At 65.1% G+C, this 14,285-nt stretch carries 15 protein-coding genes; 7 read left to right on the forward strand and 8 right to left on the reverse strand.

The window, feature by feature from the left end; all coding sequences use genetic code 11:
• Positions 1-102: 102 nt before the first annotated feature.
• Positions 103-1,269, forward strand: coding sequence for a hypothetical protein (locus ACZ48C_RS12570; protein WP_464781290.1), 1,167 nt, complete (start codon positions 103-105; stop codon positions 1,267-1,269).
• 3 nt (positions 1,270-1,272) lie between these two features.
• Here the strand turns inward: ACZ48C_RS12570 and ACZ48C_RS12575 are convergent, their stop codons facing one another.
• The 3 genes from ACZ48C_RS12575 to odc2 all read right to left on the reverse strand — a co-directional run bounded on the left by ACZ48C_RS12575 (position 1,273) and on the right by odc2 (position 3,719).
• Positions 1,273-1,719 carry a glyoxalase superfamily protein gene (locus ACZ48C_RS12575; protein ID WP_119256621.1) on the reverse strand — a complete coding sequence of 149 codons (447 nt, stop codon included), beginning with the start codon at positions 1,717-1,719 and terminating at the stop codon, positions 1,273-1,275.
• 189 nt (positions 1,720-1,908) lie between these two features.
• Complete coding sequence (locus tag ACZ48C_RS12580; protein WP_464781291.1) at positions 1,909-2,496, reverse strand: GNAT family N-acetyltransferase; 588 nt, start codon at positions 2,494-2,496, stop codon at positions 1,909-1,911.
• Positions 2,497-2,585: 89 nt separating this feature from the next.
• Positions 2,586-3,719, reverse strand: a complete 1,134-nt coding sequence (gene odc2 / locus ACZ48C_RS12585) for an ornithine/lysine decarboxylase (RefSeq protein WP_464781292.1) — start codon at positions 3,717-3,719, stop codon at positions 2,586-2,588.
• 602 nt (positions 3,720-4,321) lie between these two features.
• On the opposite strand from odc2, the gene ACZ48C_RS12590 reads away from it, so the two are divergent.
• The 3 genes from ACZ48C_RS12590 (at position 4,322) to ACZ48C_RS12600 (ending at position 6,926) form a co-directional block, all read left to right on the forward strand.
• Positions 4,322-5,227, forward strand: coding sequence for a LysR family transcriptional regulator (locus tag ACZ48C_RS12590; RefSeq protein ID WP_464781293.1), 906 nt, complete (start codon positions 4,322-4,324; stop codon positions 5,225-5,227).
• Positions 5,228-5,301: 74 nt separating this feature from the next.
• Positions 5,302-5,943 (forward strand): DUF1007 family protein, encoded by a 642-nt coding sequence (locus ACZ48C_RS12595; protein WP_464781294.1) that lies wholly within the window; start codon positions 5,302-5,304, stop codon positions 5,941-5,943.
• Complete coding sequence (locus tag ACZ48C_RS12600; protein WP_424548479.1) at positions 5,937-6,926, forward strand: nickel/cobalt transporter; 990 nt, start codon at positions 5,937-5,939, stop codon at positions 6,924-6,926. Before ACZ48C_RS12595 ends, ACZ48C_RS12600 begins: the two co-directional genes overlap by 7 nt.
• Positions 6,927-6,986: 60 nt before the next feature.
• On the opposite strand, the gene ACZ48C_RS12605 is transcribed toward ACZ48C_RS12600, so the two are convergent.
• The 4 genes from ACZ48C_RS12605 to ACZ48C_RS12620 all read right to left on the reverse strand — a co-directional run bounded on the left by ACZ48C_RS12605 (position 6,987) and on the right by ACZ48C_RS12620 (position 9,445).
• Positions 6,987-7,199, reverse strand: a complete 213-nt coding sequence (locus ACZ48C_RS12605; protein ID WP_119256615.1) for a hypothetical protein — start codon at positions 7,197-7,199, stop codon at positions 6,987-6,989.
• On the reverse strand, positions 7,196-7,888 hold the full coding sequence (locus ACZ48C_RS12610) for a GNAT family N-acetyltransferase (RefSeq protein ID WP_464781295.1): 693 nt from the start codon (positions 7,886-7,888) through the stop codon (positions 7,196-7,198). The genes ACZ48C_RS12605 and ACZ48C_RS12610 overlap by 4 nt, the downstream gene beginning before the upstream one ends.
• A gap of 97 nt (positions 7,889-7,985) precedes the next feature.
• Positions 7,986-8,678, reverse strand: a complete 693-nt coding sequence (locus tag ACZ48C_RS12615) for a tellurite resistance TerB family protein (RefSeq protein ID WP_313193190.1) — start codon at positions 8,676-8,678, stop codon at positions 7,986-7,988.
• A gap of 128 nt (positions 8,679-8,806) precedes the next feature.
• Entirely contained in the window at positions 8,807-9,445 is a 639-nt protein-coding gene (locus tag ACZ48C_RS12620) for a 2-dehydro-3-deoxy-phosphogluconate aldolase (RefSeq protein ID WP_119256612.1), read from the reverse strand.
• Positions 9,446-9,598: 153 nt separating this feature from the next.
• Between ACZ48C_RS12620 and ACZ48C_RS12625 the strand changes: the two genes are divergently transcribed.
• Both ACZ48C_RS12625 and trhO read left to right on the forward strand, forming a co-directional pair.
• Entirely contained in the window at positions 9,599-10,084 is a 486-nt protein-coding gene (locus tag ACZ48C_RS12625; RefSeq protein WP_119256611.1) for a CYTH domain-containing protein, read from the forward strand.
• 54 nt (positions 10,085-10,138) lie between these two features.
• Entirely contained in the window at positions 10,139-11,077 is a 939-nt protein-coding gene (gene trhO, locus ACZ48C_RS12630) for an oxygen-dependent tRNA uridine(34) hydroxylase TrhO (RefSeq protein WP_464781296.1), read from the forward strand.
• A 185-nt stretch (positions 11,078-11,262) separates the two neighbouring features.
• On the opposite strand, the gene ACZ48C_RS12635 is transcribed toward trhO, so the two are convergent.
• Positions 11,263-12,636 carry a GH1 family beta-glucosidase gene (locus ACZ48C_RS12635; RefSeq protein ID WP_464781297.1) on the reverse strand — a complete coding sequence of 458 codons (1,374 nt, stop codon included), beginning with the start codon at positions 12,634-12,636 and terminating at the stop codon, positions 11,263-11,265.
• A 747-nt stretch (positions 12,637-13,383) separates the two neighbouring features.
• Here ACZ48C_RS12635 and ACZ48C_RS12640 point away from each other — a divergent pair.
• Positions 13,384-14,283 (forward strand): HD-GYP domain-containing protein, encoded by a 900-nt coding sequence (locus ACZ48C_RS12640; protein ID WP_424546954.1) that lies wholly within the window; start codon positions 13,384-13,386, stop codon positions 14,281-14,283.
• Positions 14,284-14,285: the final 2 nt, after the last annotated feature.

Genomic DNA, 14,285 nt, shown 5'->3' on the forward strand with positions numbered 1-14,285 from the left:
GTATATAAGATTGCATTATACGGTTGAATTTCAACCATTGGAAGAATTTTTAACCATGCAACCCTAGGATTCCGTTCCAGAAACGGACAGGGGCAGAAACCGATGCGCTCTCTTCATGGCTTGCTTTGTGCGGCATCCATCGTCGCTTTCTGCAACCCGGCAATTGCCGATTCAACCGTCGATTACAGTATCGGCGGCGGGCGCACCTCGAATGTTTTCAAGGATCCGACACTGCTTTCCTCTCCTTTCGGCGAGGCGAAGCTCGCCTTTCGCGGCAGTCTTTCGCTGGAGGACGCGCAGCTCGCCTATGGCCTGACGGCGAGCGTCCGGCGCATCGCGCGCTACCATTTCGCCGACGAGCGGCGGGCGGGCGTCGAGATCGGCTATATGCGCGAGCTCGGCGAGGGCGTGAAGCTCACCCTCAAGGCCGGTATCGAGCACCGGCGGGACGGCGATCTCTTCCTCGCCCTGCCCGGCCTCCTGATCGGCTACAGCAAGGCCGATATCGCCAACGCCGCGAGCGCCGGCATCACCGCCGAGCATGGCGGCGGCAAGAGCCATTTCACCGCCGCCCTTTCCAGCCTCGACCGGGGCAAGGCGGACTTCACGCTGGCCGGCCTGCCCCACACGCAGATCGAGGCCGACAACCGGCTCTTCGACCTCACCGCCGGCCATATCCGGCCGCTCCTCGGCGGCGAGATCGGCGCGACGCTGCAGTATCGCACGAACCGCATCCCCGCCGGCCAGCAGGACCGGCTCAATCGCTATCCCGCCCATGCGCTGCGTGGCTCGCTGGCCTATGGCCGCACCTTCGGCGAGGCCGTCACGCTGATGGCCGAGGCCGGCGTCCTGCGCATCGGCAGCCCGGAACTCGGCAGGACGGTCGAGCAAAGCCGCCCCTTCCTGAAGGCGGAACTTGCCGTCCAGCTCCCGCGCGACACCGTCTTCAAGGCGAAGCTCGCGCGCGACATCCAGCTCGCCGATATCGACGACCCGCTCGGCGAGGACGTGCGCACGGTCGGCCTCTCGCTGGAAACGGCGCTGACGGAAAAGCTCAAGCTCGGCTTTGCCTTCGAGCACGCCTATAGCGACTGGCTCTATTACGACTACCGCACCCACACGACCGCGACGACCGCGACCCTCACCTATACGCTGGCGAAAGGCGCGGCCCTGGCGCTGGAATACAGCCACCTCGTCCGCCGCGAAACGGACAAGGCCGCCGACTTCAAGGTCGACGGCCTCGCGATGCGGCTCTCGGGCTCGTTCTGAGGCTCACCATTCGAGTTCGAGATGCGGCCGGCCGTTCGAGGTCTTCTCGATGGTCCGCCCCGTCTCGTCGATGGTGCAGCTCACGCGCTGGCGGAAGGCCGAGAAGCTTTCGAAGGTCACCACATCCACCGGCTCGTCGAAATGCAGCGTCATTCGGTAACGGCCCGGCTGGCTGGTGATCGCCTGAATGCCGAGAACCTCCGCATCGAACGGCTGGCCGAGATAGTGGCCCCGCACGCGCGAGCCCAGCATCCACGGATCGAAGGGCGGCCGGTTGCCGACGGCGGCATGCAGCGTGTTCCAGTCGCGAAAGCCGTATTGCGCGGCGATCAGCTCCAGTGCGCGGGAATGGGAAATGTCCTGCCCCTCGGCGGAAAAGCGCGCGCGCAGCCGCTTCGCCTGGTCCTTCAGGGCGTCGAGGGATGGTAGTGGCGTCGATGATGGACGCATGTCGTCTCTCCAGTCGGTGCATGCGTCGTTTCGGAGGGAGTCCGCATTGCCGCCGGTTCGCATGCCTGATGCTGGAAGACCGATCGTTTCTGAGAGAGACTTCACCAAAGCTTGCGCTCGCGGACGGCAGGGGCTCTTACCCTGCCGTCCCGATAACGTAGCAAGCCGGAAAAGTCAAATTGCGCGGGGTCAAGCCGCCTTGCGCAACGGCGCCGAAAGGCGCCGGCCGCTTGCGACGAGCATGCCGGCCGCGCCGGCCAGCCGGCCGTCCTTCAGCTCCAGCGCCAGGAAGCGGCGGCGCTCGAAGGGGCCGGGCATGACGAGATGCTGCGCCCTGTCGGCGAAGAAGCCGAAGCGCTCGTAATATTCCGGATCGCCGACCAGCAGCACCGCGCCGTGCCCGCGGTCGCGCGCCTCGGTGATCGCCGCGCGCATCAGCGCACCGCCGATGCCCTTGCCCTCATGCGCGCAATCGACGGCGAGCGGGCCGAGCAGCAAGGCCGGCACGGCATTGCCGTCGGCATCGACACCCGCCTCGACATCCCACAGGCGCACCGTGCCGATGACATGGCCGTCCGCATCGCGCGCGACGAGGGCGAGGCCCTCGGCCGGCAGGCGGCCCCGGCGCAGCTTTTCCGAGGACTTGCGGAAGCGGGCCTCACCCATGACGCGGTCGAGCAGACGCTCGCGCGCGACGACGTCGCCGGCATTTTCCCGGTCGATGGTGAAGGCGGCATGCGCGAAGAACGCGCGGACAGAATCAAGAACAGTGGCCATCTTGGCCTCCCGAACTCAAAACCGATTCAAACGGTATCCGGAATGAATTGTGAAGCTGGCGCTCCCGCAGGGACGGGAGCGCCCGGTCGTCAGATGACGTAGGCCTTGAGCGGCTCGAAGCCGTTGAAGGCGACGGCCGAGTAGGTCGTCGTATAGGCGCCGGTGCCCTCGATCAGAACCTCGTCACCGATCGAAAGGGTGATCGGCAGCGGATACATGTTCTTCTCATACATCACGTCGGCCGAATCGCAGGTCGGGCCGGCGAGCACGCAGGGCTCCATCTCGTCCGCGTCGCGCTCGGTGCGGATCGGGTAGCGGATCGCCTCGTCCATGGTTTCGGCGAGGCCGCCGAACTTGCCGATGTCGAGGAAGACCCAGCGGTGGTTGTCGTTGTCCGACTTCTTCGAGACGAGGACGACTTCCGCCTTGATCACACCCGCACTGCCGACCATGCCGCGGCCCGGCTCGATGATGGTTTCCGGGATCTGGTTGCCGAAGTGCTTCTTCAGCGCACCGAAGATCGCCTGGCCATAGGCTTCGGCGGACGGAACGTCGCGCAGGTACTTCGTCGGGAAGCCGCCGCCCATGTTGACCATCTTCAATTCGATGCCCTGCTTGGCAAGCTGCACGAAGACGCGCTTGGCATCGGCAAGGGCCGAATCCCAGGCGTCGAGCTTCGTCATCTGCGAGCCGACATGGAACGAGACGCCGTAGGACGTGAGGCCGAGCTGGTGCGCGTAGACGAGCACGTCGACGGCCATCTGCGGCACGCAGCCGAACTTGCGCGACAGCGGCCATTCGGCGCCTTCGCCATCCGTCAGGACGCGGCAGAACACGCGCGCGCCGGGGGCGGCACGCGAGATCTTCTCGACTTCCTCATGGCTGTCGACGGCGAAGAGCGAGACGCCGAGCGCATGCGCCTTGGCGACGTCGCGTTCCTTCTTGATCGTGTTGCCGAAGGAGATGCGCGAAGCGGTCGCGCCGGCATCGAGCGCCATTTCGATTTCGGCGACGGACGCGCAATCGAAGTTAGAGCCCATGGAGGCGAGGAGGCGCAGGATTTCCGGCGCGGGATTGGCCTTCACGGCATAGTAGATCGCGCTGTCGGGCAGCGCGTGGCGGAAGGCCTTGAAGTTGTCACGCACGACATCGAGGTCGACCACGAGGCACGGGCCGTCGGGACGTCGGGTGTTCAGGAAGTCGATAATACGTGCAGAAGCCATCTCGGTATTCCCCATATCCAGGTTGCTCCGGGGAAACCCCAGAGGACAAAGGGCAGATGCGGCAACGCTCTGGAACCAGCCGGTGGAGACCCCGGAACCAAGCATGCGCAAATGCGCGAACGGTGAACCGAAGCCCGCCTAGGCTTCAATTCGGCTTTGTCTGCCATGGATTGGCGGGAGAACCCGACCGCACTTCCGGCAATGAAGGTGTGCCTCTTCAGTAACCCCGGCTGATGGAAAGCCGGCAGACACCAGAAAGGCCCGCACCGTCGTTGCTTCAAGATGTCCTCGCATTTCCCGGTTGGCCGGAATAACGACTGGAGCGGTTAGGTCCAGGTACCTTACCGATGATCCTCACCAAATCGAGGGTCGGCGGACACCCACAGGCACGTGCGACTTTGGGCAAGCGCGGAGATAAGAAGAATCGCTGTCGTAATCAAGAGGTTTTTTGCAGGCTGCTATTGAAAATATTGTGACAGCCACGACATTCGCCGGACTGGTTTTCGAAGATCGTTTATAACATGCCGGCCACCGCATTTCGGCCGGAGGCTCGCCGACCTCGCATCCCGCCGGGATGGGCGCGGGCAGCCCAGTGGGGATACATGGATACACTGACCCGAATCCGGGCCTTTATCGACGTCGTCGACGCCGAAGGCTTTTCCGCCGCCTCGCGCAAGACCGGCCGGTCCAAGGCGCTGCTGTCGAAATATGTGCGCGAACTGGAGGACGAGCTGGGAACGCTCCTGCTCAACCGCACGACCCGCCAGTTCTCGATGACCGAGGCGGGCCATACCTATTACCGCACCGCCTCCGACATCCTGAAGGAGATCGACAACCTCGCCGATCTCGTGCGCGAGAAGAACACGGACCTGCGCGGCAAGCTGAAGGTCTCCGCCCCCCGCACCTTCGTCGATGCCGATATCGGCCAGTCGCTGATCGATTTCGGCCGCGAGCATCCCGAGCTCTCGCTGGAGATCGTCTCGGACGACCGCTTCGTCGATCTCGTCGAGGAAGGCTTCGACGTGGCGATCCGCATCACGCGGCTGGAGGATTCCGCCCTCATCGCCCGCAAGCTCGGCGATTTCTACCTGAAGATCTGCGTGACCGAGGAATTCCTCGAACATGCCGGCCCGATCACCCATCCGAGCGATCTCGCCCGCCTGCCCTGCATCATCGACACCAACGGCAGGTCGCACAGCAACTGGCGCTTCATCGACGACAAGGGCGCAAGCTTTTCCGTTCCGGTCGCCGGCCATATCGAGGTGAACAGCCCGACGGCGGCCGTGCGCGCGGCGGCAAGCGGCCTCGGCGTCGCGCAGGTGCCGGCCTTCATCGCCCGCCCGTGCCTCGATTCGGGCCGCATCGTCTCGATCCTGGAGGATTATCTTCCGACGGACCGCGGCATCTATGCGATCTATCCGCACCGGCGCTACCTGCCGGCCAAGGTGCGCACCTTCGTCGATTTCCTGCACGCCTGGTTCCGCCGCAATCCGGGCGTGGAAGCATAGCAAGGTCCCAATTCCGACCCATTTCCGTTCCATTCATCCGGCCGATTCACGCCGCCCGGGAGGTTTGAAAACCCATGCGATTCCTTCCTCTTCTCGTCGCCGGCACGGCCCTTCTTGCCCCCGTCGCCGCGCTGGCGCATCCGCACATCTTCGCCGAAGCCCGGCTGGAGGTGGTCGCGGATGAAGGGGGGACGATCAGCGAGCTGCGCAATGTCTGGCGCTTCGACGAGATGTTCTCGGCCAGCGTCGTCATGGATTTCGACAAGAACAGCAACGGCGAGCTCGATCCGGACGAACTGGCCGAGGTCGGCAAGACGGTGCTCGAATCGCTGGAGGAATTCAACTACTACACGACGATCACCGAGGACGGCAGGACGCTGAAGGTCGCCAAGCCGGACGTCATCAATGTCGACTTCAAGGACGGCCAGCTCCTGATGTTCTTCACGGTCAAGCCCGGCGAGGTCATGCCGCTCAAGGGCAAGCTCACCTTCGGCGTCTACGATCCCACCATGTATGCCTCGATGGACTTCGCCTCCGACAGCGACCTCGTGACCGTCGGCGACAAGCTCGATGCCTGCAAGCACCAGGTCGTGCGGCCGGATCCCGACGAAGTGCTCTCGCAGAACCAGAGCAGCCTGACCGACGCCTTCTTCAACGACCCGACCGGCACCGACATGTCGAAACTCTTCGCCACCCGGCTGGAGGTCACATGCTGAGTCGCGGCCGTGCCCTTTCGCTCGTCACGCTGGCTCTTGCCGTCGCGGCGACGGCAACCCTCGCCCACGCCCAGTCGCCGCTCGGGATCGGCTCGGCGGAGCCCGGCTTCAACACGACCGGCGCCTTCGGCGGCCTCTTTGCCTGGATCAACGCGCAGCAGCAGGGCTTCTACCGGCTGATGACCGGCGCGCTGAAGGACATGCGCCAGAACCCCTGGGCGGCCTCGACGCTCGTGACCCTTTCCTTCGCCTACGGCGTCTTCCATGCCGCCGGCCCCGGCCACGGCAAGGCGGTCATCTCCTCCTACATGCTGGCAAACGAGGTGGAGTTGAAGCGCGGCGTCGCGCTTTCCTTCCTCTCCTCCATCCTGCAGGGCGTCGTCGCCATCCTGCTGGTGGGCGCCGCCTATCTCTTCCTGCGCGGCACCACGGTCTCGATGACGGACGCGACGCGGGCGCTGGAAACCGGCAGCTACGCCCTCATCGCCCTCTTCGGCGCCTGGCTTCTCTTCCGCAAGCTCCGCCCCGCCCCCCGCGTCTCCAGGCTCGGCGTGCAGGCAGTCGAGGTGCACGGCCATGCCCATCATCACCATCATGCGGGCGAGGTCTGCTCGACCTGCGGCCACGCCCATGCGCCGGACCCGTCGCTGCTGAAAGGCGACCGCTTCGCGCTGCGCGAGGCGTGGTCGGCCATCGTCGCCGTGGGACTGCGCCCCTGCTCCGGCGCGCTCATCGTGCTGAGCTTCGCGCTTCTGAACGGCCTCTATCTCGGCGGCGTGCTCGCCGTGCTCGCCATGTCGATCGGCACGGCCATCACGGTCTCGACCCTCGCTACGCTCGCCGTCACCGCCAAGGGCGCGGCCGTGCGCTTCGCCGGCAACGGCTCGGCGGCGCTGCGCGTCGGCACCGCCATCGAGATTGCCGGGGCGGCGCTCGTGATGATCATGGGGCTGCTCCTGCTCGGAGCCTCGCTTCAGGGCTAAAGCAATTCCAGCAAAAGTGTGAAGTGGTTTTGCGTCCGGAATTGCGTTGAAACAGACATTCTAGTTGCCGCGCTTGCGCTGGTAGCGCGCCCTGAGCCAGAAGACGAGGAAGAAGCCGAGCACCAGCAGCGCGCCGAAGGCGCCCGCCAGCCAAGGCGAGACATTGCCGAGCGCGACCATCATGCGCGGCAGGAAATAGAACACCACACCCGTGCCGAGCAGGATGAGCAGTGCCGCAAGCGCCGCCGACTTTCCCTTGGCCTCGCCGCTCACGCCGCGTCCGCCTTGGTGATCTCGGCGCGGATATCCTCCAGCCTGCGCTTCTGCCGTCCCTCGGCATCGAAGTTCTCCGGCAGGAGCCAGGCATCGAAGGCCTTGGCGACGACCGGCCATTCGCCGTCGATGATCGAGAACCAGGCGGTATCGCGGTTCTCGCCCTTGGAGAGCATGTGCTGGCGGAAGACGCCTTCGAAGGTGAAGCCGAGGCGGGTGGCGGTGCGCTTGCTGGCCGCGTTGTCGTTATGGCATTTCCACTCATAGCGGCGGTAGCCGAGATCCTCGAAGACGTGCTTGGCGAGGAGATACTGCGCCTCGGTGGAGAGCGGCGAGCGCGACATGCCGCCGCCATGGGCGATGCCGCCGATCTCGACGACGCCGTTGGCCGGGTCGGGCCGCATGTAATGCGCCATGCCGACCGGCTTGCCGCTCGCCTTGTCGACGATGACCTCGCGCACCCAGCCGGACTTGATCGCGCCTTCCGACCACGTATCGAAACCCTCGATGCCCGAGAAGTCGGCCTGCGTGAAGTAGCGCAGCAGCGGGTTGATCGCCATGCCGCCGAAGGCATCCCAGAGCGGCTGGAGGTGCCTGGCGCGATCATAGGGCTCGATGCGCACGTAGCGCCCTTCGAGCGTCACCGGCGCCGGCGGCGGGCAACCTTTCCAGTCCTTGAGATCGCGCATGAAAATCCTCCTTCGGTCCTGCCGAAGGGATAGAACAGCCGGCGGGCCGAAGCAATCGGCAACGCAGGGAGCGGCGTTCGGCCGCTCCCTGTAAATGTCAGACGGTCGCGGCCGAAACCGTCGCCTCGATATGGTCGACCAGCGCATCGGCAAGGCCGAGGCGCCCGGCGAGAAGATCGAGATAGCCGCGCTCGGCGCGCGTCTTCGGCTCGATGGCAAGGCGCGAGGCGGTATAGAGCTCGACGCGCTGCTCCTCCGTCGTCGCGGCCGCGACGATCGCGTCGAGATCGACCGGATTGGCAAGCTCGTCCTCGAGGAACCGGGCGGCATCGGCGCCGAGCCCGGAGACCTTCAGCTTGTCCATGATGCGGGCGCGCTCGGCATCGTCGATATGGCCGTCGGCGCGCGAGGCGGCGATCATGGCGCGCACGAGGACGAGGGCGAAATCGGTGCCGACCGCCTCGGGATGGAAACCGGAATCGACCGGCGGCGGCAGGAGTTCAGGCGTGCCGGCCTGCGCGGTCTCCGCCGGATTCTGCCCGTCGCGATAATTCTTGTAGGCCTGGTAGCCGAGGCCGGCGATGGCGGCGAGGCTGCCGAGCTTCAGCGCCGAGCCCGCGACCTTGCGCCCGCCATCCGTGCCGAGCAGCACGCCGGCAATGGCGATGGTGGCAAGCGGATTGTCCTTGGCGAGCTGGGTGACCTGGCCGGCGCGGTCGCGCACGGTTCCGCCCGCGCCCGGCACCTGCGAGCCGAGGAACTGGTCGAGCAACGTCTTGGGGTCGAACATGGGCGTCTCCGTTTCTCCTGTCGCGGCAAGAAGCCGGCTGCAAGGCAAGATAGGAGTGCCCCTTTCAAATTACAAATGCATGACGGGCGGCCGATGGCCGCCCGTCCGCAATTCCGTCGATCCTGCCTTCAGCCCTTGAGGGCGGCGGCTTCGGCGGCAAGCTTCTCGATGCCCGCCCAGTCGCCCTTGGCGACGAGATCCTTCGGCGCGACCCACGAGCCGCCGACGCACACGACATTCGGCAGCGAGAGATAATCGCGCGCATTGGAAAGCGAGATGCCGCCCGTCGGGCAGAACAGCGTGCCGGCGAGCGGCGAGGACAGCGACTTGAGATAGGCCGCTCCGCCCGCCTGCTCGGCCGGGAAGAACTTCATGACCTGGTAGCCCTCCTCGCGAAGGCCCATGACCTCGCTGGCGGTGGCCGCGCCCGGCAGCAGCGGGATTTCGGAATCCGCGGCTGCATCGATCAGTTCCTGCGTCGTGCCGGGGCTGACGATGAACTGCGAGCCCGCCTCGACCGCCGCCTCGTACTGCGCGGCATTGAGGATCGTGCCGGCACCGGCGACGGCGCCCTCGACCTCGTTGGCGACCGCGCGGATCGCCTCCAGTGCGGCCGTCGTGCGCAGGGTGATCTCGATGGCCTTCAGCCCGCCGGCGACCAGCGCCCGCGCGAGCGGAACCGCCGTCTTGACGTCGTCGACGACCAGCACCGGCACGACCGGCTGCAGCTTCAGGACGGAAAGGAGCTTGGCGTTTTTCTCGCGCATGGCACCACCTTTTAAAACGATTGAATTGAGAGCGGCATACCGCGTCCGCGACGTCGTGTCGAGCCTAAAGCATGATTCATGGCCTTGTCATGACACACTTATCGTGTAGTGTTTGCCTCGCCCAAGCCCATCTCCAACAGCGAAAGCATGCCTATGGCAAAAGAGATCGAGCGGAAGTTCCTGGTATCGGGGCAACGATGGCGCAGCTCCGCGAACGAGGGCATCGCCATAAGGCAGGCCTATATCGTCGCGCAGGATGACCGGTCGCTGCGGGTTCGCCTCTATGGCGACGGACGGGCGCGCATCACGCTGAAGGTCGGGCATGCCGCGCTGGTGCGCGACGAATACGAATTCGACATCGATCGCGACGAGGCCGAGGACATGCTGCGCCATGCGGTCGGCAAGGTCATCGAGAAGGTGCGCTACAAGGTGCCCCATGAAGGCCATGTCTGGGAGGTCGACGTCTATGACGGCGCCCATCGCGGCCTGGTGATCGCCGAGGTCGAGCTCTCCTCGATCCACGACGAGCCGGAACTGCCCAACTGGGTGGGCCGGGAAGTGACGGGCGAGAGCCGCTATTCCAACCAGTCGATGGCGCTCGGCATCAGCAATGGCGCGAGCCTTCGCCAGCTCGCCTGATCCGTTACACCGCGCCGCATTGCCTGAAATGCGCCGAAGCTGTATGTGGCGGCCATGATAAACACGATCCCTTCGCCCGCTGGAAACGACGGCTTCCTCGTCGCCGCGCTCTATCATTTCGTCTCGGTTCCCCGCTTTGCCGAACTGCGCGGCCCCCTGCAGGCGCTCTGCGAGGAAAACGGCGTGCGCGGCACGCTGTTGCTTGCCCATGAGGGCATCAATGGCACCATTGCCGGGCCGAATGCCGGCGTCCAGGCCGTGCTTTCCTTCCTGCGCGCCCAGCCGGAATTTTCCGGGCTGGAGCACAAGGAAAGCCGCGCTGGCGACATGCCCTTCCTGCGCATGAAGGTGCGGCTGAAGAAGGAGATCGTCACCATGGGCGTCGAGGACATCGACCCCAACCGCTCCGTCGGCACCTATGTCGCGCCGAAGGACTGGAACGCGCTGATCTCCGATCCCGACACGATCGTCATCGACACGCGCAACGACTACGAGACGGCCATCGGTATCTTCAAGGGCGCGGTCGATCCGAACACGAGGACCTTCCGCGAGTTTCCGGACTGGGTGCGCGAGAACACCGGCCTGCACAACAAGCCGAAGATCGCCATGTACTGCACCGGCGGAATCCGCTGCGAGAAGGCAACCGCCTTCATGAAGGAGCAGGGCTTCGACGAGGTCTACCACCTCAAGGGCGGCATCCTGAAATATCTGGAGGAAGTGCCGCCGGAGGAAAGCCTTTGGGAAGGCGCCTGCTTCGTCTTCGACGAGCGCGTCTCCGTCACCCATGGCCTCGAAGAAGGCGAGCACAAACTCTGCCGCGCCTGCCGCCATCCGCTGACCGCGGAGGAAATCACCTCCCCGCTCTACGAGGCCGGCGTCTCCTGTCCGCATTGCCATGGGGAGCGCAGTGAGGAGGACCGCATGCGCTTCCGCCAGCGGCAGAAGCAGATGGACCTCGCGAAGAAGCGCGGCGAGCGGCACCTCGGGAAGTAGGGGCGGAAAGCTGCCCCTCATCCCGCTGCCGCGACCTTCTCCCCGCAAGCGGGGAGAAGGGGAATGCCGCGCCGTTTTCCCAAAAACTGGACCGATAGAGATAGGATGCGGCAGCGCTCCAAATCCCTTCTCCCCGCCTGCGGGGAGAAGGTGCCGGCAGGCGGATGAGGGGCAGGCGCCCACTCTCATCCCGCGCGGTGGTTCCCCTTCGGGAACTGCCCGGCAAGCGCCGCATACCAGTGGCCGCTCTTCTTCACCGTGTGCACCTGCGTCTCGTAATCGACATGCACGATGCCGAAGCGCATGCGATACCCTTCCGCCCATTCGAAATTGTCCATGAGGCTCCAGGCGAAATAGCCGCGCATCGGGTAGCCCTCGTTGATGAGGTCCGCCGTGACGCCGAGATGGTCGGCGATGTAGTCGAGGCGGGGCTGGTCATCCACCGTGCCATTCTCCACGCCCATATTGTAGCAGGCGCCGTTTTCCGTGATGTAGCAGTCAGGCAGCGTGTAGTCGGCATTGAGCTTGCGGATGAGGTCGCCGAGCGCGGGAGCATAGACCTCCCAGCCGATATCCGTCTTGATATCCGCCACCGGCGGGGCCGGCACAGTCGCCGGAAATTCCACGGCTTCAGCCGGATCGTCGGCAACGCGCATGGGCGTGTAGTAGTTGAGGCCCCACCAGTCGAGCGGCTGGGCGATCGTTTCCATGTCGCCGGGCTCGATGGCGGGCATGCGGTGGCCGAGGGCGGAGAGGAAGCGTTCGGGATATTCGCCCTTGAAGACCGGGCCGAAGAAGACGCCGTTGTGGAAATCGAAGGCGCGGTCGGCGGCCGCCTTATCCGCCGGGCTTTCGCTGCCCGGATAGATCGAATGGGCATTCAGCACGAGGCCGACGGGCAGGTCCGGCCGCTCGGCGCGGATGGCAGAGACGCCGAGGCCATGGGCGAGATTGGTGACATGCAGGGCGTGCAGCGCCGCATCCATGTTGCGCTCGCCGGGCGCGTGGATGCCGTAGAGGTGGCTGAGCCAGACGGAGCACCAGGGCTCGTTGAAGGTCGCCACGGCATCCAGCCGGTCGCCAAGACGGGCGATGACGGTCCTGGCGTAGCGCTGGAAGGCGTAGGCGGTCTGCCGCGCGGTCCAGCCGCCTTCTCCCGCCAGCATCAGCGGCAGGTCCCAATGATAGAGCGTGGCATAGGCCTTGAGGCCGCGCGCCTTCAGGCCGTCGACGAGGCGGTCGTAAAAATCGAGCCCCTTCTCGTTCACCGGCCCGGTGCCCTCCGGCACGATGCGTGGCCAGGCGATGGAGAAACGATAGGCCTCGACGCCGAGCGACTTGATGAGATCGAGGTCTTCCTCCAGCCGGTTGTAGTGATCGCAGGCGACATCGCCGTTGTGCCGGCCGAAGACGCGGCCCGGCATGTTGGAGAAGGCATCCCAGATCGACGGCTTGCGGCCGTCCATCTTCGCCGCGCCCTCGATCTGGAAGGCGGCGGTCGCCACGCCGAAGAGGAAATCGCCGGGAAATCGGTCGGCAAGGGTCTTGGGATCGATCATCGGTCTTCTCTGTGCCGGGAGGGTTTTTGCCGCGCGAGCGGCACCTGTAACGTTGCAGTATCGCCATTTCATGAAAAGTCAATCGCGAAGCATGCCGAACGGCCCGCACGCCGAAACGCCGGGTGGATGTTCTGCCATCGGACGGGGCGCTGGAAGCTGCCTCATCTTTGATAGTTTAGTGTGGCACCTTTCAGCGCCCCGTTCAGCGGTTTGTGCCCGCGACTTGGGTCCCTCTGCAAAGGCAAAAGACCGGGATGATGCTCGCCGGTTTCCGGCATGGGCCTTTCCGTTTTTTCACCCGCCCCGCGCTCCATGGCGAAACGGACGGAAGGGGTTTCCTTCCGGACGGTACCCATCCCGGCGGACGATGCCGACGCATCCGCCGTCTCCTGCCCCCTTGTGTGCCGCACAGGCACGCCCGGCGCGCCGTTCGGGGCGTGAAGCGAAAGGGCCGGTCCGATGCCCGATCGCTTCCCCCGTGTCGCCGGAGGGGGACCATTTTCCGCAGGCCCGGTGCGAGAGGTTCTGCGTCTTCCCCTCCCGCCCCGCGCCGACCCCGCTTCGCTGCAACGCCTTGCAGTGTATCCGTGGCGGGACGGGGGGATTGTAGGCACAGGTTTGGGGGGCGGGGAAATCGTGCCGCAATTTTTCCTGGCGGCCGGTGCGAGGCCGCGGGAAAAACAGCGGTCACTTAAACAACGATTAGGAATTCACCCTCAAAATGCCGGGGTGGCTGGAGACAGATGCGTGGTACGGCGAATTCCGAAACATCTCGTTCGCAAGGGCATGTTCATCGAATCCGTGGAATGCCCCGATACCGAATTTTCCGGCCGCCGCTTCCTCGTCCAGTCCGACGAAACGCTGCGCGCCATCCTCGCCACCTCGGCCACCTATGCGCTGGTCAACCCGCAGAAGAGTACTGTCGATATCGACGGTTCCGCTCCCTCGACATTGCAGGCGGAAGAGCGCCAGCGCACGATCGAGACCGTGGCGCAGGCGACGCAAACGCTGCGCGGAAGCTTCGATGCGGTTCGCATGGGGCAATTGCAGGTGGAGGCGCTGAACCCGGTCGCGGACGAGATTTCCGACCGGATCGAGGCTTCGCCCGATATCTTCCTCAAGGTCACGCGCCTCAAGAGCAAGGACAAGGGCACCTATGTGCATTCGCTGGCGGTGAGCGCGCTGATGATGCGGCTTGCCCGCGCGCTCGGTTATGCCGAGGACGCTATGCGCGAGCTCGGCGTTGCCGGGCTGCTGCACGATGTCGGCAAGCTGATGGTGCCCAACGCCATTCTCAACAAGAACGGCGGACTGGAAGCGGCGGAACGGCGGGTGGTGCGCAACCATCCGGAGATCGGCTATCGCCTGCTGAAGGAGCAGGGCAATGTCTCGGAGATGATCCTGGACATCTGCCGGTATCATCACGAGGCGCTTGACGGCAGCGGATATCCGGCCGGGCTCAAGGCCGACAGGATCGGCCCTGAAATCCGTCTCGCCACGGTCTGCGACGTCTTCGAGGCCCTGACGAGCACCCGCCCCTACAAGCGCCCCTGGACCGCCAGGGACGCGCTGAACTGGATGTTCGACCGCGAACAGCTCTTCGACAAGAAGATGGTCATCCGCCTCGGCGGCATCTTCGCCGACTGAGC

Source organism: Shinella sp. 1A1, assembly GCF_055379515.1.

Coding starts and splice junctions, on each gene's coding strand:
- ACZ48C_RS12615 (WP_313193190.1), bottom strand. CDS start 8,678: ATGTTCGACCCCAAGACGTTGCTCGACCAGTTCCTCGGCTCGCAGGTG.
- ACZ48C_RS12625 (WP_119256611.1), top strand. CDS start 9,599: ATGGCAAAAGAGATCGAGCGGAAGTTCCTGGTATCGGGGCAACGATGG.
- ACZ48C_RS12610 (WP_464781295.1), bottom strand. CDS start 7,888: ATGCGCGATCTCAAGGACTGGAAAGGTTGCCCGCCGCCGGCGCCGGTG.
- ACZ48C_RS12600 (WP_424548479.1), top strand. CDS start 5,937: ATGCTGAGTCGCGGCCGTGCCCTTTCGCTCGTCACGCTGGCTCTTGCC.
- trhO (WP_464781296.1), top strand. CDS start 10,139: ATGATAAACACGATCCCTTCGCCCGCTGGAAACGACGGCTTCCTCGTC.
- ACZ48C_RS12570 (WP_464781290.1), top strand. CDS start 103: ATGCGCTCTCTTCATGGCTTGCTTTGTGCGGCATCCATCGTCGCTTTC.
- ACZ48C_RS12580 (WP_464781291.1), bottom strand. CDS start 2,496: ATGGCCACTGTTCTTGATTCTGTCCGCGCGTTCTTCGCGCATGCCGCC.
- ACZ48C_RS12620 (WP_119256612.1), bottom strand. CDS start 9,445: ATGCGCGAGAAAAACGCCAAGCTCCTTTCCGTCCTGAAGCTGCAGCCG.
- odc2 (WP_464781292.1), bottom strand. CDS start 3,719: ATGGCTTCTGCACGTATTATCGACTTCCTGAACACCCGACGTCCCGAC.
- ACZ48C_RS12575 (WP_119256621.1), bottom strand. CDS start 1,719: ATGCGTCCATCATCGACGCCACTACCATCCCTCGACGCCCTGAAGGAC.
- ACZ48C_RS12595 (WP_464781294.1), top strand. CDS start 5,302: ATGCGATTCCTTCCTCTTCTCGTCGCCGGCACGGCCCTTCTTGCCCCC.
- ACZ48C_RS12590 (WP_464781293.1), top strand. CDS start 4,322: ATGGATACACTGACCCGAATCCGGGCCTTTATCGACGTCGTCGACGCC.
- ACZ48C_RS12635 (WP_464781297.1), bottom strand. CDS start 12,636: ATGATCGATCCCAAGACCCTTGCCGACCGATTTCCCGGCGATTTCCTC.